Origin of the sequence: Nostoc sp. (assembly GCF_036917355.1) — a bacterium.
Taxonomy (GTDB): Bacteria; Cyanobacteriota; Cyanobacteriia; order Cyanobacteriales; family Nostocaceae; genus Nostoc.
The window spans coordinates 1-17,503 of record NZ_JBALDP010000056.1 but is presented as its reverse complement, the minus strand read 5'-3'; the positions used below and the strand labels follow the sequence as shown (position 1 = coordinate 17,503).

Below are 17,503 nucleotides of genomic sequence, written 5' to 3'. Positions count from 1 at the left end.
TCTTACATGACTATTTAAATAATATTACGTGCATTATAAATTACCAGTTAGCAAATATAAGTCAATCAAACAGCTATTATATAGTTATCTAAAAAAATCACTAAGCATTGATACTTATAATGCAAAAAAGATATGCATAAAATGGGAAAAAATTCCTCTATATAAAGGTATAGATGACAATAGAGTTTTCTATACCTCAAGTGTGTCTTTGCGACTATCAAAATCTCAGAATCGAAAAGCGATGGAGCTTGCCAGTGCGATCGCTTCAGATTTATCAGGGATTTGTGAGGACGTTTTTAGTATCCAAATAGTTCCCCCTGGTTGGATAAATTTTGAATTAACTCACGCAACCTTAGCGACTTGGTTACAAAGTCTCGTAGTCGGGAGTTTGGGGAGAGCAGGGGAGCAGGGGAGCAGAGGAGCAGAGGAGACAATTGATGCCCAATGCCCAGTGCCCAATTCATTGTTTGCTGTTGAATATGCTCATGCACGCTGCTGTTCGTTAGTGCTACTGGCTCATCGAGAGGGTTTGATTAAACTTAGAGAACCAGTTTCAAATACTAGTCCAGCTTTTTGGGATGTTATCTCTCCTAACCCAGTGCCTTGGCTTAATTGCGACGGAACACTACAACTCAATCACCCAGATGAGCGTCGTCTAATTGGCGAATTAATACAAGTGGTAGACAACATAGAGTGCGCTGATGTTAGCGGTTCTGTGAAATGGGAAAAAGTAGCGCTGAATTTGAGCCAAGCTTTTGAAAAGTTTTGGTCTAATTGCCGGATTTGGGGTGAGGTGAAAATTACGTCACTAGAACTGGCCCAAGCTAGACTCGGATTGCTCATGGCTACTCAGTCAGTATTAAAATTTGTCCTAGAGGAAAATCTGGGGGTTTTTGCGCCTTTGGAGCTATAAATCGGTAATGTCGCTTAGGCAAAAATAAAAACTTTTTATATAGCTATTGACTCAATGCACCACCTCGGATACATTAGCAGGTGTGTGAGGAGCGAACCAGCAGGGGCACCGAGACGAAACACGGCCAGTCGTCGGTGTCCTTTCTGATTTGTATGGGTTAGGTTTGAAAAAGTGCCCTCACTACAGCAAAAACTTTTCAATTGCTACTGCTGCCCCATCTTTTTCTACGCTAGGAGCTACCCAATTAGCGATCGCTTGTACTCCTGCTGGTGCGTTGCCCATAGCTACACCAAGTCCGGCATACTCCAGCATTTCCACATCATTGAAGTTATCGCCAATCGCCATAACGTTGGCTAACTGTAATCCCAGCAATTCTTCGGCTAGGTAACGTATAGCAGTCCCCTTATTTACAGAAGCGTTAGTTGCTTCAAAAAAGGTAGCAACAGAGGTTGTCAGATAAAGTTCAGCTGGTGTGTATTGGCGGCGCAAATTTCCTAATAACTTATCGATTACGTCAGTGTCATCAGATAAAGCAAGAATTTTTGTCGGTTCATTCGTTAAGGCTTGACGCAAATCACCCACAGGAATTGGGATAACACCAGAACGTTCTGCATAAATTTTGGTTTCTTTAGTTAACTCACGAACGTATAGCCGATCGTTGATGTAAAAGTGAACAGATAGAAGCGATCGCAACTCAGGCTTTTCAAAATAGTCGAGTAACTGGTGGGCGATTTCTCTGGAAACAACCCAATGGCGATGAATTTTTTGGGTGATTGGGTCTTGAATCCAGGCTCCCTGATAGGCCATTAATGGTAGGGTAGAGCCGATATCTTGGTGGAAGCGCAAGGCTGAACGATACATTCTACCTGTGGCGATCGCCACTTGAATTCCTTGTGCTTGCGCTGCAAAGATTGCTTGCTTTACAGGTTCGCTGATAGTGTTAGAGTGTCCAGCGATCGTGCCATCTATATCCAAAACTAGTAGTTTAATGTCTTTTGCAGCAGCCTGATTGTCTGTAGATGCTTTCTGCATGATTTCCTAGATTTTAAGTTCCAGTAAGAGGTTAACAGGCTCTAGTGACCAGTGGGGAGTAGTAGAAAAAATGGCATCTCTAGTCAATCTAATTTCCTTACCGTGAAGATGTTGAATTACACAATTTTAGATTTTAGATTGACCCCAGCGAGCAATACACTTGCTTTGAGGATTTTGGATTTACTTAAAAAGTTTTAAAAATTATGGCTATTAGGCACAAGAAAAAACCCGATTCTCGAAAAAATCGGGTTTTTTCATTTAAATTAGAGAGCCTGCTTGATAGATAGGATAAAAAAATCTACCTATTCAAGAAAGTCTATTAATTAAACATCTTGATCCAACTTTTTTTGCGTTGTGACAATAGACAAAGCCCAGCAATTAAACCAATTCCCAGTGTGGCAGAGGATTCAGGTACTGCTTTAGCATCGTAGTCATAAGTTACTTTGATACCTGCTTTGGCATAAGTATCAATATAGGATCTCATGTTGCCCGAACCCGTAACTACTGAGTTGGCTAAAGCTGAGAACAAAAAGTCTATGTCGCCATTACCAGTGAAAGACTGCAAGAATTGGGTATTGGTGAAAGACTGAGTTGCAGATTGTGTAGCAGTTAAGTTAGAAATAGTCTTTCCAGAGGCGCCACTATAATCAGTGGTACCGTCATATTTAGCAGCTTGATAACTCGATATATCTTGTGGATTGAGCGCAAACAGAGACTGATTATTTAGTTTTAAGCTGAGTTGACTAGCAAGATTTACTGTCACCTGAGTCGGGGTTGGACTCCTGTTTTCAAAACCTGCATTTCCAAGTATGTCGCCAGTAAAACTTATCGTTACACCCTTGAGTGTACCCAGGGATGAGTCAAATTTTTGGACGCTCAGAGGTGCATCAATGATATTTGTGAAATCGTAATTAGTGGAATTAGTGTAGGAGAGAGATGCTGCATTAGCTGCTCCAGATGTTGCAACAATTCCTGCCAAAGTTGTAGCAGCAGCTAGAGTGTTGAATAGTTTTGTTGTCATGGATAAAAGATGCCTTTCTGAAACGAATCATTACGGGATTACTAACCTATTTCTAACTCTGAAACTTTGCTTGTAGTCTTGATAAATACACGTAACTTTATGTAAAGTTATTATGTTCAAATTCCTTCGATAAATAGACTTTTTGATTGGTACATATAAAGTTTTATTAAGCAAGAGGTTTTGATAGTGGTAATATTATGTCGAAATATTAAGCTAGTTTTTGTTGGTTCCTGAGAAGTAAGCTAGGTCAACCTAATTAAACATAAAACGCTCAGGAGATAGATCCCCGACTTTTGCTGATAAGTTGAGGATCTATTTACTATCCGGTTACTATGCTTATACTCACGTACTTAATTGAGCTGGTATTTCTGCCAAAAGTTGTTTCTACTTCCCTTCCGTACTAAAGTTGCAAATGCGTAAATATAAATTTGTCTAAAATCATACTCAAGAGCAATTGGTACGCAAAAACTGGGCTATTGTCGCCAAAGCCAAGTAGAACAAGCATCTGAAATTGCTAACTATGTGACAAGGCTTCTGGCTAAAATAGGGCTATGTCTGAAACTTTGACTTCCGCAACTACAACACGCCCCACGTTCATCCTCGTAGATGGGCACTCGCTGGCTTATCGTTCATACTTTGCTTTCGCCAAAGGGCGAGATGGAGGACTGCGTACTAAAGCAGGGATTCCTACGAGTATATGTTTTGGTTTTGTGAAGTGCCTGTTAGAGGTAATGGCAACACAACAGCCTCAAGCAATGGCGATCGCTTTTGATTTGGCTGAGGCAACTTTTCGCCACGAAGCGGACGAGACTTATAAAGCCGATCGCCCGGAAACACCAGAAGACTTCATTCCCGACTTGGAAAACCTGCATGAGTTGCTGAATGGCTTTAATCTACCCTTTTTCACTGCCCCTGGTTTTGAGGCTGATGATATTTTGGGAACCTTAGCACAGCGAGTCACTGCGGTTGGCTATAGGGTGAAGATTCTGACTGGCGATCGCGATTTATTTCAACTAATCGACTCTGACAAAGAAATCACTGTTCTGAATTTTAGTCCAGATGCCCTAAAGCGCTCTACAAATAGCATCACGGAATTTGAAGCAGAACAAGTTAAAGAGAAGATGGGCGTTTTACCTTCACAAATTGTTGATTTCAAAGCTCTTTGTGGTGATAAATCAGATAATATTCCTGGTGTTAAGGGAATTGGGGAAAAAACAGCAGTACAGCTGCTGAATACCTATGGTTCACTTGAGAATGTTTATGCTGCGTTAGAAGAAATTAAAGGCGCAACTCAGAAAAAACTGGCAGCGGGTAAAGAAGATGCTGAGAAATCTCGCTATTTGGCAACCATAGTATTAGATGTCCCTATAGAATTTGATTTAGAAGATTGCAAATTAAAAGGCTTTGATACAAGCGTCTTATCACCAATTTTAGAAAAATTAGAATTTAAGTCTTTTTTAGGCAGGATAAACGACCTTCAGCAACGTTTTGGTGGGAAAATTGAAGAAAAGCAAGAAGCCAAAACAGATGCAATTAATCCCAATATTAACTCAGAATTCAGCGCAAATGAAGATAATGATTTGTGGTTTTTCAGTGCTAGTGATACAGCAGCAGTTCCACAACAATCTACTTCTCCAATTACACCACGCATCATCAACACCGAAGCCAAACTAACTGAGTTAGTGAAACTTTTGCAAAAATTCACTAATCCAGAAACACCCGTTGCTTGGGATACTGAAACCACCGATTTAGAACCAAGAGACGCTGAGTTAGTAGGAATTGGTTGCTGTTGGGGAACGGAACCAGATGAAGTAGCCTATATTCCCGTGGGGCACAAAACTGGGGAAAATTTGCGTAAAGGTTTGGTGCTAGAAGCATTACGCCCAATTCTCGAAAGTGCTGATTATCCCAAAGCTTTACAGAATGCCAAATTTGATCGCTTAGTTCTCAGATGTCAAGGAATTAATTTGGCGGGAGTCGTATTTGATCCCATGCTGGCAAGTTATATTCTAAATCCAGATTCAAGTCATAACTTGATGGATTTGTCGCAGCGATATTTGGGATTGATAGCTAAAAGTTACTTAGATTTAGTTCCTAAAGGCAAAACCATTGCTGATATAGATATTCCCGCCGTTGCAGATTACTGCGGGATGGATGCTTATTCTACCTTTGGTTTAGTGGCGAAATTGCGTGAGGATTTAGAGCAATTTCCAGCTTTGTCTAAGCTATTTGTGGAAGTCGAACAGCCACTAGAAGCTGTTTTAGCCCAAATGGAATATACAGGCGTTCGGATTAATTCGGCTTATTTACAAGAGCTTTCGCAGCATTTAGAAACAGAGTTAGCCAGGTTAAAAGAAGAAGCAACCGAAATAGCTGGGGAAAATTTTAACTTGGGTTCTCCTAAACAGTTGAGCCAAATTTTGTTTGAAAAGTTGGGGTTAAGCACCAAACATTCTCGTAAAATTCAAACGGGCTTCTCTACAGATGCAGCAACACTGGAAAGACTTCAAGAAGATGATAAAACTGGATTTGTTGAAGCGATCGTTGAATATCGCACCCTATCTAAATTAAAGTCTACTTATGTTGATGCATTACCTGCATTGGTGCGTCCAGATACCCAACGGGTGCATACTGATTTTAATCAAGCAGCAACATCAACGGGTAGGTTATCTTCTTCTAATCCGAATTTGCAAAATATCCCTATTCGTACAGCTTTTAGTCGCCAAATTCGGAAGGCATTTTTGCCAGAAGCTGGTTGGTTAATGGTGGCTGCTGATTACTCACAAATTGAATTACGGATTTTGGCTCATTTGAGTCAAGAGCCGATATTGGTGCAAGCATATCAGCAAAATGAAGATGTTCACACTGTGACGGCGCGGTTAGTGTTTGAAAAAGAAAATATAACCTCAGAAGAACGAGGGATGGCGAAAACTATCAATTTTGGTGTGATTTATGGAATGGGTTCTCTAAGGTTTTCGCGCTCAACGGGGATAGATAAGACTATTGCCAACGAGTTCATTAAGCGGTTTAATGAACGATATCCCAAAGTTTTTGCATATTTGGAGCGAGTGAAAAAAGAAGCGATCGCTCTTGGTTATGTAGAAACTATTTTCGGTCGCCGTCGTTATTTTGACTTTACTAATAACAGTTTACGCAAATTAAAAGGCAGTAATCCAGAAGATATCGATCTGAGTAAGTTGAAGAATTTGGGTGCTTTTGATGCGGGTTTATTACGCTCTGCGGCTAATGCACCAATTCAAGGTTCTAACGCTGATATTATCAAAATTGCAATGGTGAGATTGCATGAGGTTTTGAAGAACTATCAGGCGCGTTTGTTGTTGCAAGTTCACGATGAATTAGTGTTTGAAATTCCTCCTAATGAGTGGGAAGAATTACAACTACAAATTAAATCGGTGATGGAAAAGGCAGTGCAGTTGAGTGTGCCTTTGCTTGTGGAGGCGCGTGTTGGTGACAATTGGATGGAGACGAAGTAAGTTTGATTGGGGATTGGGGACTGGAAAAATTACATTGAGATGGGCGTATATTGATCTTAGCAGTTACAACAGGCCTAATCGATATCAATTTTAAAGGATGCTTTAAAAGTATTGGGCGATTGGAAATCGCGGCTACACAAACAAATTCCACCTCCGTGGACTAAGAAAAATTAAGGTGTTTTAACCTGCAAAGGCAGGTTTTGTATTTCGACTCCGCTCAACACAAGTCTGTGTAGCCGCGACTTCTAGTCGCCAGTGCTTTACAAACATTCTGTTATACATTCTTACTCATATATATAAGGAATTTTAATATGCATCGTCGTTGGCTCTTATCTGCTGTAGCAATTTTGTTGAGTATAGTTTTAGTTGCTTGCACCACTGCAAATACTCAGCAACCACAAACCCAAGTGGAAAATACCACTGAGGCGACTAACACGAACTCTCAGCAATTACCAAAAGTATCGGCAAAAAGAGTGGTTGCTCTTTCTTCTCTTTCTGCTGACATCATCTCTCGACTCGATCAAACAAAAGTTGTTGGAATCACTGGTAGTAAATTATTTAAGAATGACTCAAGATTCAAGGATATTCCCCGCGTTAGTGAAGGTCAGAGCCCGCCAAATTTAGAGAAAGTTGTAGCACTCAAACCAGATTTAGTTATTGGTGCTGAAGGTTTTTCTAACATTCCAATTCAAAAACTTCAGCAGCTAGGAATTGCGACTTTGCTCACTAAGGTGAATAGCTGGGAATCTCTAGAAGAACTTACTAAAAAACTGGCTGGATTAATTAATGCCGATCCTCAGCCTTTGTTAAACCGTTATAAAACTTTTTTGCCAGATAAGCCAACTCAGAGTCCTTCCACTCTAGCACTGGTCAGTCGTCAACCAATTTTAGCGCCGAACAAAAATAGTTGGGCAGGGGATTTGCTAGCGAAGTTTCAGGCGAAAAATATAGCAGCAGATTTACAAGGAAAAAGTCCAGTTGGTGGCTATGTGACGCTTTCGGCTGAGAAAGTTTTAGAAGCAAATCCAGAAGTGATAATTTTAGTTAATCCTCCACAAGGAAATTCGGAAGCTGCGCTTTTAGATTCTTTGAAAAAGGAAGCTTTTTGGCAGCAATTGCAAGCAACTAAAAATAACCGAGTCTATGTGTTTGATTATTTTGGTCTGGTGAATCCAGGTAGTATAGATGCAATTGAAAAAGCTTGTCAGCAGCTTAAGCAAGCGTTGTTTGCATAACAAGGCACTTAGCTCGATACTGAAAGAACAGTCAATAAAGAATGCATTTATCGGAGGTGATTTTAGATAAAACCCTGATAAAACAGTCTTTTCAGTGTCAGTATGTTTTCAAAAATAAAATCTGAGTCCTATATTAAAGAGTATTATTTATTTATAGATATCAGTATTGAAAAATGCAGATTGCTAAACTTATCAAAAACTTTTGGCGATGGATTCGCTGGTTCTTGATAAGTAGACTTGATAGACCCTCAGACAACTTAGTTGTTATTATAATTAGTCTAATACCACTCATTTTTAACTGGGATTTAAATTGGTCAAGCAAAATTATTTTCGAGTTTGATCTATTCAACCAAATTACCACATTATATTTTTATATCACACCTTTATTACTATTTATCAATAGCTTTTTGTTCAAAGAAGACTTGCTAAAATTTTTTAGTATTCTAGTAGCAGGATTTTTTGGCTGTTTCATTCTTTTTGTGTTTTTAGTACAATTAGCTCTAGGTAATAATATTAATCTTGTTGAGCGAGTAGAATGTTCAAATGGGAAAATTTTTAGTGTTTATGAGAACTTTGAACCGAGTTTCATCACTTCTGATGACGCTATTTGCCGATTTGAGTTACAACAAGAGAGAATTTTTATAGGAACTATCAAAAACAGCAAGGAAGTTGGAACAAAGAAGTGTCAAGTTAATACTAGAGAACCTAGTTTTCCAAACCGTCTTATAAATGCGTGTACTCAATAGTAAGACAACATAAATTTGACAATTACTATGATTACTTCAACATTCAAATTACTTTGAAACTGCTGCAAAGCATTTTTATTGTTATTTTGTACTAAAAAATCCTTAATAAATTCGTGTTTTAAAGTATTCTTTGCACTCAAGATTATTACTCAACAACACTTTGTATTACAAAGCAGTTAAATCAGGGCGCTTCAGCTTTTACATCTACTAAACTAGCTATTTACAGTGTTGTTGAAGAAGAGATACAGCTAATTCAAAACTATTAGGTTGAGTTTGCACTGCATAAGCTTCTTTTTCTAAATCTTGTCGTTTGACATCAGTATAGCGCCTAAAAAATGGTCGAGCATAATTGCTTGGTTGAATGTCTAAACCTAAAGTTTTTATTTTTCCTTTTCCGGCACATACCTGGGCTGCATGAACAGTTTCATGGATTAGTGTTTGAGTTCCAATATGTAATTCAAACACTACGGGATTAATCCAGATTTTTTTGTCAGTTTCTCTTAGTAACCCATAAGCTCCTCGCTTTGGTGGTAGCGCAATGATTACCTGAAACCCTGTTTTTTCCAATTGATTTTTTAAATCTAAAAATTTTCCTTCTAAATTGGGTATTTGAGAAAGTAACAGTAAGGAATTTAATATAAAAATTTTGCTCATTTCCTTTTTTGATTATACCAATTCAATTAATGATTGCAACATATGCTTGGCTAAAGACGCGATGAATCGCGTCTCTACAAATAGTTGATTTGTTGCATTATTTTTTCAAATTGGTATTACTTGAAAACATTTGTATTCAATTACAATGGCAAAAATATTAACTGTGGTTTTAACTAAGGCAGCTACTTCTAAATCGACATTAGCGTAGCTATGCAAAAGCGATTCCCAGCCATAGACTGGGAATAAGGGAGACTGCAAACAAGGTAACTGACTGTGCTTTTAATCTTTTGCAGAACTAATTGGTTTTTGACCAAAAGGGACATTCTTTTTACCTTCAGGAGAAGCACCCCCAAGGCTGCGGAAATATAGTCCTCCAATGATGAGTAAAAATCCCACGTATCCTACTGCTTGCACAAGATAGAGGTTGTCTCTATAGCCAAATAAAGATTTGAGAATAATGCCAGGAAACTGTTCGTCAGGCAAGATTGTGGAAGTATTGGAAACCATTGGCCCCAAAATACAGGAATGGACTTTTGTAAAACGTTCGTAATAAAAACAAAGGTTTTCTGTGGCACGACTGCTAAGGGCAAGGTTAGCTACAGCTTCGTCAAAGTGTTTCAAGGCTGAAACTACCAATCCAGCCACAATCAGCACTAATAAAATGCCCATTACTTGGAAAAACTGGCGGATGTTAATTTTGACACCCCATTTAAATAGCAGCACTCCAATAGCAGTTGCCGCTACCAAACCAGCAATAGCGCCCAAGGCTGGCATTAATCCCTGTTGAAAATTAGCTGCAACGAACAGAACAGTTTCAAACCCTTCGCGAACAACGGCAATTAAAATTAAAGTAAAAACACCCCAGCCAGCATTTGAGTTTTGTGTCAGCGCTTCTGTTACTGCTCCCTCAACTGTAGCTTTCATGAATCTGGCTTGTTTAGTCATCCAGATTAGCATCCAACTGAGCATTGCGATCGCTAATACACTAAATACACCTTCTAGCGCTGGTTCAACTACGGTGGTATATTGAGGATTCGCGGCTCCCAGTACTTGAATTATCCAACTGAATAACACGCCTATTAAGGCACTGACGACAATACCAACACCGACACCAGCATATACCCAAGAGTTGAGTCGGGATTGTTTAGCTTTTTTTAGCAAAGCTAGCACAATACCAACAACAAGGGCAGCTTCCACTCCTTCTCGAAGTGTTATTACAAAAGTAGGTAGAGCAGTACTAAAATTCATCTTTTGTCCTTTGTCTTTTGTCCTTTGTCATTAGTCCTTTGTCCTTTGTCATCTGCCCTTTGTCCTTTGAATTTATTTTTGACTAATGACCAATAACTAATGACTAAGGACTAATGACTAATGACTATTAACCAAAATCGCGTAGCATCTTTTTCAGTTCGAGATTATGCATCTCTTCTTGTCCAATCATACCGCGAGCGAATTCTTCAAGGTAAATGCTGGCATTGGTGACAGTTTCGAGCAATTTTTTATACAGATCCAATGCTTTTTTTTCATGGGATAAACTTTCTTCCAAGATATCCTTGACTTTATGCTGGTAGGTTTCTTCCATTGGGGCAATTTTCAGTGAAGGATGCCCATCTAAACCCGTGAGAATTTCTCCCACTTGTTCAGCATGAAGTAAAGATTCACTTGCCTGTGCTTTGAAAAAAGCCACAATTGGAATACGGTTAGGGCCAGTTACCATCAAAGAATAATGTGTGTAGCGCACTACTCCTGCTAGTTCAAATTCCATGATGGCGTTCAGCAGGTCAATAGTCTTTTTATGGTCAAGTTCTTGCATCAGTTGTTAGTTAAAGTAACGAAGGGAGTGTAATTAGTTAGGAGTGAGGAGTTGGAACTGTAAGAGTTAGTATTCTGGAATTCATAACTCATAATTCATAACTCCTAACTCCTAACTATTTTAAACTCCTTAACCTATACTTTCCATTAAATTAAAGTGTTATCTCTGTGCTTGGGTATTGGATTTGTCAACCACTTTTTGAGAGTTTTCCTCAATGGTTTTTACTAGTTTGGTAACATCATCAGGTGTTTTGACTGCTTTTGCTGGTGGGATGGCAGCAGGCCAAACTTTTATTAGTTCAGCAAAACTAGTATCGATCGCTTTGTGTGCTTCAGGATCTGCTTGAGCTACTTGACTAGAAATCCCTTTGTATAATTCATTAGCGTAAAAGACAAAACCACGGGAATCTTGATACTCAATTGGCGCGGTTACTTTACCATTTGCGATCGCCGCGCCATATTCGGAGTTGGCCGAATCTAGTAGTTCGTTAATTACCTGTAGCGTAAATCCTGGTTTTGAGCGTTGAGCTTCTGGCAAAGCTGCGATCGCTCCATCAACTGCTTGCATTGAAGAAGTAAAATTAGTCTTAACTTTGCTATCCTTCGGACTAGATTTCACTAAATCTTGCAAACTTACTAAAGTGGTCTTAAATTCTTTGACTTTTCGTTCATTCAATTGATCTTCTACATCAACGTAAATCTCTTCTACTGGATGCCCAATATGAGGTTCTGCCTGTTTCGGCTGATTCTGATCTAGCAGTTCTTTGGCTACCAAAAGATGCCCTTTCATTAAGCCTAATTTAGACATATAATCAACATCTTTTGCCTCACCTGTGAGTACTACTTCCTGAACGCCAACCTGGTCTTTAATTTGGTCGAACTGTTCTTGAGTAATTATTTTTTTAGTAACTAAATCTTCTGGTTTACCATAAGGACGACCTGCCTGGATTTTGTTAGATAAAGCTGGAACACCTAGTTTGGCTTCAAACTTATCTAATTCTGACAAGATAGCACTATTAATGTTAATTTTTTCTTTGCTACCGTGACCACTATGACTGTTATTACTTACTGCCTCTGTAGCTGGAGTGCTAGCAACTGGTGCTGATGGATTTTCTGCGGTTGGGGTATTACTACAAGAACTCAAGGTAACTATTACCGCTGCTGCTGCTGCTAAACATATATAACGAAGTTTTATCATTTTTGCTCCTCACACTAATTAAAAGGTATTAATTGAAACATTTCAAACTATTATCTAGAAAGTAGTTTGTTTGACAAATTGTCATAGATTTTACTGTTGCATATAATGAGATTTTTTATCAACTACTTACGGAAACTTTAATAAATTAATTACAAATTACTAATAATATTGTCAGGAATGTTTAACATTATTTTGAGAGTTACTTTCAGCAAGTACTTCAAATTGACCCATGCAACCGTTTTCTGCGATCGCATCTTGATGGGGATGGAACATATACTTACCTGGGTAACGAAAAGCAAACTCTAAGATGTGCCTTTCTGCGACACCCATCGTAATCACATCTGCTTTCTCGCTAGGAGTCATAGTCATGCCATAGCGATAAACATCAAAGAAGTTGGCGTGGAGATGAAACGTCACAGCTGGATCGTATTCAATGATGTTGAGGACATACAGCCGAATCAACTGATCTTTGTAAATGCCGATGGGATGATGCATGTAATAGTGAGGCAGACCGTTGAAGGCGTAATAATCGTTATGGCTATCATCATTCACGTCATATCCACCCATCACTAGTACGATTTCATCAGCCGGGGGACGGGGAGTCGGTGGATCGATGATAAACATTCCGTACAGTCCCTTGGCAATGTGACGGGTCACTGGTTCAATATGGCAGTGGTATAAATGAACGCCATAAGGTTCAGCATCAAATTCGTAGATTGTGGCATTACCATTGCTGATTGGGCGAACACCATCCATTTCCGCTGGATGAACGCCATGAAAATGCAAAGAGTGAGAATGTCCCGCGTTGTTGAGAAATAGTACCCGGATGCGATCGCCCTGTTTTGCCCGTAGCGTTGGCCCTGGTATGCGACCGTTTAAATCCCAGATGTTGTAAGAGACAGCACTATTGAGTTTTATGATGGAAGAACCAGCAGTTAACTGAAATTCCCGGATAGTCCGTCCATTTTCTTGCTTTACTGTCCCATAATCAAAATCTCTCAACATCTTCATTGGGTTAGTAACATCATCTGGTGCTGACCTATCGAATGGTGGCACTTTAACGATTGAGTTACTTTGTAGATTTAGCATCTGCCAAAGTCCAGCTGCACCAGTTATTCCAGCACCGGCTAGTCCCAGCTGCAATAATTGACGGCGGCTCCAAGGTTTTCCGTTACCTAGAGCGAAGTTGTTGGGCATGACATTTAGTTACAGTTAGCGCCAAAAAAGAATTGCAAAAGATTTGCAATTGCTTTTAGATATTAGAGGAATTAATAATTATTGTCAATAATTTTTCAGTGCTTCTAAATTGCCAGTTAAGTTGTTGAATCTAGATCGAACTCTAAAAACTATCGCAATATTTTCGTGATTTTAACTGTAGTTATACGCTTAGTTATGTATAAATAACCTTCACACAAAACTAGCTGTTTCATACATATTCCTGATATACTTATTCCTTCAGCAATACTTACAGTATAAACAATGAGTATAATAACACCTTGAATATGGACACAAGCAAAAAACTATTGCTAATCTCTAGTGTATTGAATTGGTTTAGAGATAACATAAGTTACCTTTATTCAAGGATTTTTGAATGCTTGGCAACGTAAGAACTTTTAATTTTTAATTTTTATCTGTTACCTTCGTGTTAGCAGCGCTGAAAATGCCGTCACTCAAAATCATGTGTCATTCTTTTGTTATTTGTATGGACTTTATGTGTAGATTTCTGCATCGCGATCGGCCGATGTCAAAGGATAGTATAGTATTCACTAAAGTCGAATTACACAATACATTTGATACACACTTGTCAAATACAAAGTTGATGGTATATCTTTTTGCAATCAAGCGGCGTTATGCCCTTTGATTGATGAACTACCGAAATTTATTATTAGGAGGTCAAAAATGACTAATTTTTCTCATATTTCACTATTGCAGAAGACCGCAGGTATTACCTTATCCAAACCTGTGCAGGTAACACTTTATATAATGCTATCTTCTTTAGTTATCTGGACTGTTTTGTTCTCCACCTATCCTGCGGTTCATAACACAGCACACTCAGCGCGTCACCACACATTAGGCGTTGCCTGTCACTAAATTATCATAATCCCAAGATTTTTAGGTGCATGAAGCTTTGCGACATCACATAACAAACTTACGACGCTAAAATAGTGCAAATTTCGCGCCAGGTTTTTGCTGGGAAATAACTTTTAGGTTTTGTAGAGATGCTTTGTTTATCATCTCTACATCACCTTAACTTGATACCAATTCTGGATGAAGATGCACAGAATATTAAACGAACCGCCAACAACGCCAACAACGCCAAGAATAGAGAGTTACTGATTTAGTGCAGCTTCACATTAAATTGGTATAAGATGATGTCTGATTTCTGACTAATTCTTTAACTGGAATTTTTTTACTTAGTAAAAATAATCTGGAGTAACTTTCATCCACTGCTATGAAAGTTTAACTTGCAGAAATGACATGAGCTTCACATTTACCGTAGGTTCGTATGAAAAAATATCGAATTTTTGGAGTTATCAGCGCTGTTTGCATTGTTTTGTCAGTTCTTTATTCTTTTGTGGGAAGTTCCCAAATTCCTACATCTAGAGTGCTACTTTCCACCAACCCACCTTTAGAACGTATTCTTCCCTTTGAAGCAGAGGCAGAAAAACCGCAATCTCCTGTTACTTTGACTTTACAAGCTGTTGATGCTGCGGGTAAATCTTTAACAAATGCCAAAATTAATTTACAAATTCTGACACCGCCGCATAATCCTTGGTTAACAACAGATTTTCCCATTGTTGAGGGGACACAATTGTTGCAAATGAATGCCAATGCACCTGATGGTAAGCTAGAAATTCAGCAGATGTTACCCATTCGTGGTAATTACCAACTGTTAGTTAAAGTGTCACCCTTGGTAGCAAACACTTTTACTGCTTATGAACAAACCTTAAATCTCAATGTTCACGAAAACCCAATCAAATATAAATATTTTGTTGTAATCGCAGCTATTTTACTGTCACTTGGATTGTTGGGTGGTTGGGTTATCGGTGGACAAGAAGAACTACAACAAGGAGAAATCGCACCACAGTCAGTCCGCCTTTTATTAAGTGCATTAACTGTAGTGGCTATAGTAACCCTATTAGTTATCAATATTAGTGCAGAAGTTGCAGAAGCTCATGGCAGCGGACATCACTCAACTAGTACTGAAACCATCGCACCATCATCTCAAAAATCTCAGGGATTAGAAATTAACCTTGGCGGAGATAAAAACGCAACTGTCGGAAAACTTGCGAATTTAGCGTTACAGGTGAAAGATACCGCAACCGGACAGCCTATTACAGATGTAGCTTTGCAAGTAAAAGCGATCGCTATAGAACACAATTTAACAGTCTTTGACTATAAAGGTATTCCTGACGAACAAGGTAAGTTAACATGGCTTGAACAATTTTTTGATGGTTCACCGCACAAAATCGAGGTGGAAGCCACTCCTTTATCAGGATCTAGCCGGCAATTTGCACCAGTGAAAGTAGCGCAAGAAGTTGAAGTTGAAGCGATCGCACCACCAATTTACATCCGATTAATTGGTTTATTTTACTTTACAGCTTTTGTTGGTATTGGCATGGCGATTGGATTGCTAATACAACATCGACGAAAACCACAAGCAAGGACAAATTAGTAATATCAGAGTTTTACTAAAAATTTCTGCTAATACAAAGATGTAGATTACTCAATGAAAATAGTTGTGGTTGAACCACAACTATTTTTTTTGTTAATGGATTGTATAAACATAAAATAATACAGTTCAGTGAAAAAAAATGTAGGTTGGGTTAAGCAAAGTGCAACCCAACAAAGCCCCGGATAAGTTGGGTTTCGTTCCTCAAACGCCACTTGCTTCTCCCAAGAGGAGACGCTGCGCGAACAAGTCGGGAAACCCGCCCAACGCAGTGGCTCCTCAACCTACATAGTTTAAGGTTTTTGGCGCTAACTGAACCATATCGAACTATAAAAAGGTAGTGTGATAGGACAAGGGAGGCGATTGCAATAGGTTTAAAGGTAAAACTTATGTTAGAGCTTAAGATTTTCGCCAAATTGGTATATTTATTAAGTAGAATTTTATTATTTACAAGCTCATAAAATTAAGATTTACCGAGAAATTAAGAAAGTAATGCTAACAAAAATTGCGTTTGAAACAATTTTGGAACGTGCTTTGATGGGATACGACTTATCTCCCGAAGAGGGAGTGGTATTGTTACAACAAACTGAGCCAGAAGCGATCGCAGCAATACGTACTACATCCGACACACTCCGCCACACCCAAGTAGGAGATACTGTCACCTACATAATTAACCGTAATATTAACTTTACTAATATTTGTGAGCAGCACTGTAGTTTTTGTGCTTTCCGTCGAGATGATGGTGATGCCGATGCATACTGGTTAGATTCGGCGCAAATTTTGGAAAAAGCGACAGATGCAGTAAAACGGGGTGCGACAGAAATCTGTATGCAGGGGGGATTAAATCCACAAGCACTGATAAATGGTAAATCTTTGCCCTACTACCTGAAAGTCGTAGAAACCATTAAACAGGAATTTCCCCACATACATTTACACGCTTTTTCTCCCCAAGAAGTGCAATTTATCGCCAGACTTGACGGACTGGAATATGCCGAGGTGATTACTGCTTTGCGCGATGCTGGTGTTGGCTCAATGCCGGGAACAGCAGCGGAAGTATTAGACGATGAAGTAAGGCGGATATTGTGCCCAGAGAAGATTGATACAGCCACTTGGCTAGAAATTGTCAGCACCGCTCACAAATTAGGCTTGCATACCACTAGCACCATGTTATCTGGGCATATTGAAACCCACGAACAGCAAATCGGACATTTAGAAAAATTGCGATCGCTCCAAAAAACAGCCATCAATCGGGGATATCCAGCCAGGATCACAGAATTTATTTTATTACCCTTCGTAGGTCAAGAAGCCCCCAAATCCTTACGTCGCCGTGTCGGACGCGATCAACCAGTTTTAAACGATGCACTGCTGCTAGGAGCTGTAGCGCGAATTTACTTAGGTAATTGGATTCCCAACCATCAACAGAGTTGGGTAAAACTGGGGCTTACAGGTGCGACAGAATCTTTAGCTTGGGGTTGCAACGATATCGGGGGCACTTTGATGGAGGAGCATATTACCACAATGGCAGGTGCTTTGGGCGGTACGTGTATGGAAGTAGAAAACTTACAAACTGCGATCGCATCTTTAGGACGACCTTACCAACAACGGGATACTCTTTATCAAAAAGTTATTAGTCGTTATACCAATTTAATATGAAGCTGCATATAATAGAGGGAAGCAAACTTGATAAATTTGAATACTCATGAGCCGTCCTTTTGAGATTGAAATCGC

At 39.2% G+C, this 17,503-nt stretch carries 14 protein-coding genes; 7 read left to right on the top strand and 7 right to left on the bottom strand.

Annotated features, from left to right (window positions below; translation table 11 throughout):
* Nucleotides 1–241: 241 nt before the first annotated feature.
* Nucleotides 242–913 carry a DALR anticodon-binding domain-containing protein gene (locus V7K53_RS15965; protein WP_335198485.1) on the top strand — a complete coding sequence of 224 codons (672 nt, stop codon included), beginning with the start codon at nt 242–244 and terminating at the stop codon, nt 911–913.
* A 180-nt stretch (nt 914–1,093) separates the two neighbouring features.
* Here V7K53_RS15965 and V7K53_RS15960 read toward each other — a convergent pair whose 3' ends face one another.
* Nucleotides 1,094–1,945: a Cof-type HAD-IIB family hydrolase gene (locus tag V7K53_RS15960; RefSeq protein ID WP_335198484.1), complete on the bottom strand. Its 852-nt coding sequence runs from the start codon at nt 1,943–1,945 to the stop codon at nt 1,094–1,096.
* Nucleotides 1,946–2,264: 319 nt separating this feature from the next.
* A complete protein-coding gene (locus V7K53_RS15955) occupies nt 2,265–2,966 on the bottom strand; it encodes a choice-of-anchor E domain-containing protein (protein ID WP_335198482.1) in 702 nt (233 codons plus the stop codon).
* A gap of 551 nt (nt 2,967–3,517) precedes the next feature.
* Between V7K53_RS15955 and polA the strand changes: the two genes are divergently transcribed.
* The 3 genes from polA (at nt 3,518) to V7K53_RS15940 (ending at nt 8,441) form a co-directional block, all read left to right on the top strand.
* Complete coding sequence (gene polA, locus V7K53_RS15950) at nt 3,518–6,460, top strand: DNA polymerase I (protein WP_335198481.1); 2,943 nt, start codon at nt 3,518–3,520, stop codon at nt 6,458–6,460.
* A gap of 311 nt (nt 6,461–6,771) precedes the next feature.
* Entirely contained in the window at nt 6,772–7,695 is a 924-nt protein-coding gene (locus V7K53_RS15945; RefSeq protein ID WP_335198480.1) for an ABC transporter substrate-binding protein, read from the top strand.
* 173 nt (nt 7,696–7,868) lie between these two features.
* The gene (locus tag V7K53_RS15940; RefSeq protein WP_335198479.1) at nt 7,869–8,441 is read left to right on the top strand and encodes a hypothetical protein; all 573 of its coding nucleotides are present in this window, start codon (nt 7,869–7,871) and stop codon (nt 8,439–8,441) included.
* Between the two features lie 216 nt (nt 8,442–8,657).
* On the opposite strand, the gene V7K53_RS15935 is transcribed toward V7K53_RS15940, so the two are convergent.
* From V7K53_RS15935 to V7K53_RS15915, 5 genes are all read right to left on the bottom strand, one after another.
* Nucleotides 8,658–9,095, bottom strand: coding sequence for a hypothetical protein (locus tag V7K53_RS15935; protein ID WP_335198478.1), 438 nt, complete (start codon nt 9,093–9,095; stop codon nt 8,658–8,660).
* Nucleotides 9,096–9,374: 279 nt separating this feature from the next.
* Nucleotides 9,375–10,343: an FTR1 family iron permease gene (locus V7K53_RS15930; protein ID WP_335198477.1), complete on the bottom strand. Its 969-nt coding sequence runs from the start codon at nt 10,341–10,343 to the stop codon at nt 9,375–9,377.
* 127 nt (nt 10,344–10,470) lie between these two features.
* A complete protein-coding gene (locus tag V7K53_RS15925) occupies nt 10,471–10,905 on the bottom strand; it encodes a ferritin-like domain-containing protein (protein ID WP_322663110.1) in 435 nt (144 codons plus the stop codon).
* 159 nt (nt 10,906–11,064) lie between these two features.
* Nucleotides 11,065–12,102 (bottom strand): helix-hairpin-helix domain-containing protein, encoded by a 1,038-nt coding sequence (locus V7K53_RS15920; RefSeq protein ID WP_335198476.1) that lies wholly within the window; start codon nt 12,100–12,102, stop codon nt 11,065–11,067.
* Nucleotides 12,103–12,273: 171 nt separating this feature from the next.
* Nucleotides 12,274–13,299 (bottom strand): multicopper oxidase domain-containing protein, encoded by a 1,026-nt coding sequence (locus V7K53_RS15915; protein WP_335198475.1) that lies wholly within the window; start codon nt 13,297–13,299, stop codon nt 12,274–12,276.
* Between the two features lie 702 nt (nt 13,300–14,001).
* Between V7K53_RS15915 and V7K53_RS15910 the strand changes: the two genes are divergently transcribed.
* The 3 genes from V7K53_RS15910 to cofH all read left to right on the top strand — a co-directional run bounded on the left by V7K53_RS15910 (nt 14,002) and on the right by cofH (nt 17,428).
* A complete protein-coding gene (locus tag V7K53_RS15910) occupies nt 14,002–14,193 on the top strand; it encodes a CbtB domain-containing protein (RefSeq protein ID WP_335198474.1) in 192 nt (63 codons plus the stop codon).
* Nucleotides 14,194–14,608: 415 nt separating this feature from the next.
* Nucleotides 14,609–15,778 carry a hypothetical protein gene (locus V7K53_RS15905; protein WP_335198473.1) on the top strand — a complete coding sequence of 390 codons (1,170 nt, stop codon included), beginning with the start codon at nt 14,609–14,611 and terminating at the stop codon, nt 15,776–15,778.
* A 489-nt stretch (nt 15,779–16,267) separates the two neighbouring features.
* On the top strand, nt 16,268–17,428 hold the full coding sequence (gene cofH, locus V7K53_RS15900) for a 7,8-didemethyl-8-hydroxy-5-deazariboflavin synthase subunit CofH (protein ID WP_335198472.1): 1,161 nt from the start codon (nt 16,268–16,270) through the stop codon (nt 17,426–17,428).
* Nucleotides 17,429–17,503: the final 75 nt, after the last annotated feature.

What these genes read in the sequence shown, in the direction of transcription:
- V7K53_RS15940 (WP_335198479.1), top strand. Translation starts at nt 7,869, where the DNA reads ATGCAGATTGCTAAACTTATCAAAAACTTTTGGCGATGGATTCGCTGG.
- V7K53_RS15965 (WP_335198485.1), top strand. Translation starts at nt 242, where the DNA reads ATGGAGCTTGCCAGTGCGATCGCTTCAGATTTATCAGGGATTTGTGAG.
- V7K53_RS15915 (WP_335198475.1), bottom strand. Translation starts at nt 13,299, where the DNA reads ATGCCCAACAACTTCGCTCTAGGTAACGGAAAACCTTGGAGCCGCCGT.
- V7K53_RS15955 (WP_335198482.1), bottom strand. Translation starts at nt 2,966, where the DNA reads ATGACAACAAAACTATTCAACACTCTAGCTGCTGCTACAACTTTGGCA.
- V7K53_RS15935 (WP_335198478.1), bottom strand. Translation starts at nt 9,095, where the DNA reads ATGAGCAAAATTTTTATATTAAATTCCTTACTGTTACTTTCTCAAATA.
- V7K53_RS15905 (WP_335198473.1), top strand. Translation starts at nt 14,609, where the DNA reads ATGAAAAAATATCGAATTTTTGGAGTTATCAGCGCTGTTTGCATTGTT.
- cofH (WP_335198472.1), top strand. Translation starts at nt 16,268, where the DNA reads ATGCTAACAAAAATTGCGTTTGAAACAATTTTGGAACGTGCTTTGATG.
- V7K53_RS15930 (WP_335198477.1), bottom strand. Translation starts at nt 10,343, where the DNA reads ATGAATTTTAGTACTGCTCTACCTACTTTTGTAATAACACTTCGAGAA.
- V7K53_RS15945 (WP_335198480.1), top strand. Translation starts at nt 6,772, where the DNA reads ATGCATCGTCGTTGGCTCTTATCTGCTGTAGCAATTTTGTTGAGTATA.
- V7K53_RS15925 (WP_322663110.1), bottom strand. Translation starts at nt 10,905, where the DNA reads ATGCAAGAACTTGACCATAAAAAGACTATTGACCTGCTGAACGCCATC.
- V7K53_RS15960 (WP_335198484.1), bottom strand. Translation starts at nt 1,945, where the DNA reads ATGCAGAAAGCATCTACAGACAATCAGGCTGCTGCAAAAGACATTAAA.
- V7K53_RS15910 (WP_335198474.1), top strand. Translation starts at nt 14,002, where the DNA reads ATGACTAATTTTTCTCATATTTCACTATTGCAGAAGACCGCAGGTATT.
- V7K53_RS15920 (WP_335198476.1), bottom strand. Translation starts at nt 12,102, where the DNA reads ATGATAAAACTTCGTTATATATGTTTAGCAGCAGCAGCAGCGGTAATA.
- polA (WP_335198481.1), top strand. Translation starts at nt 3,518, where the DNA reads ATGTCTGAAACTTTGACTTCCGCAACTACAACACGCCCCACGTTCATC.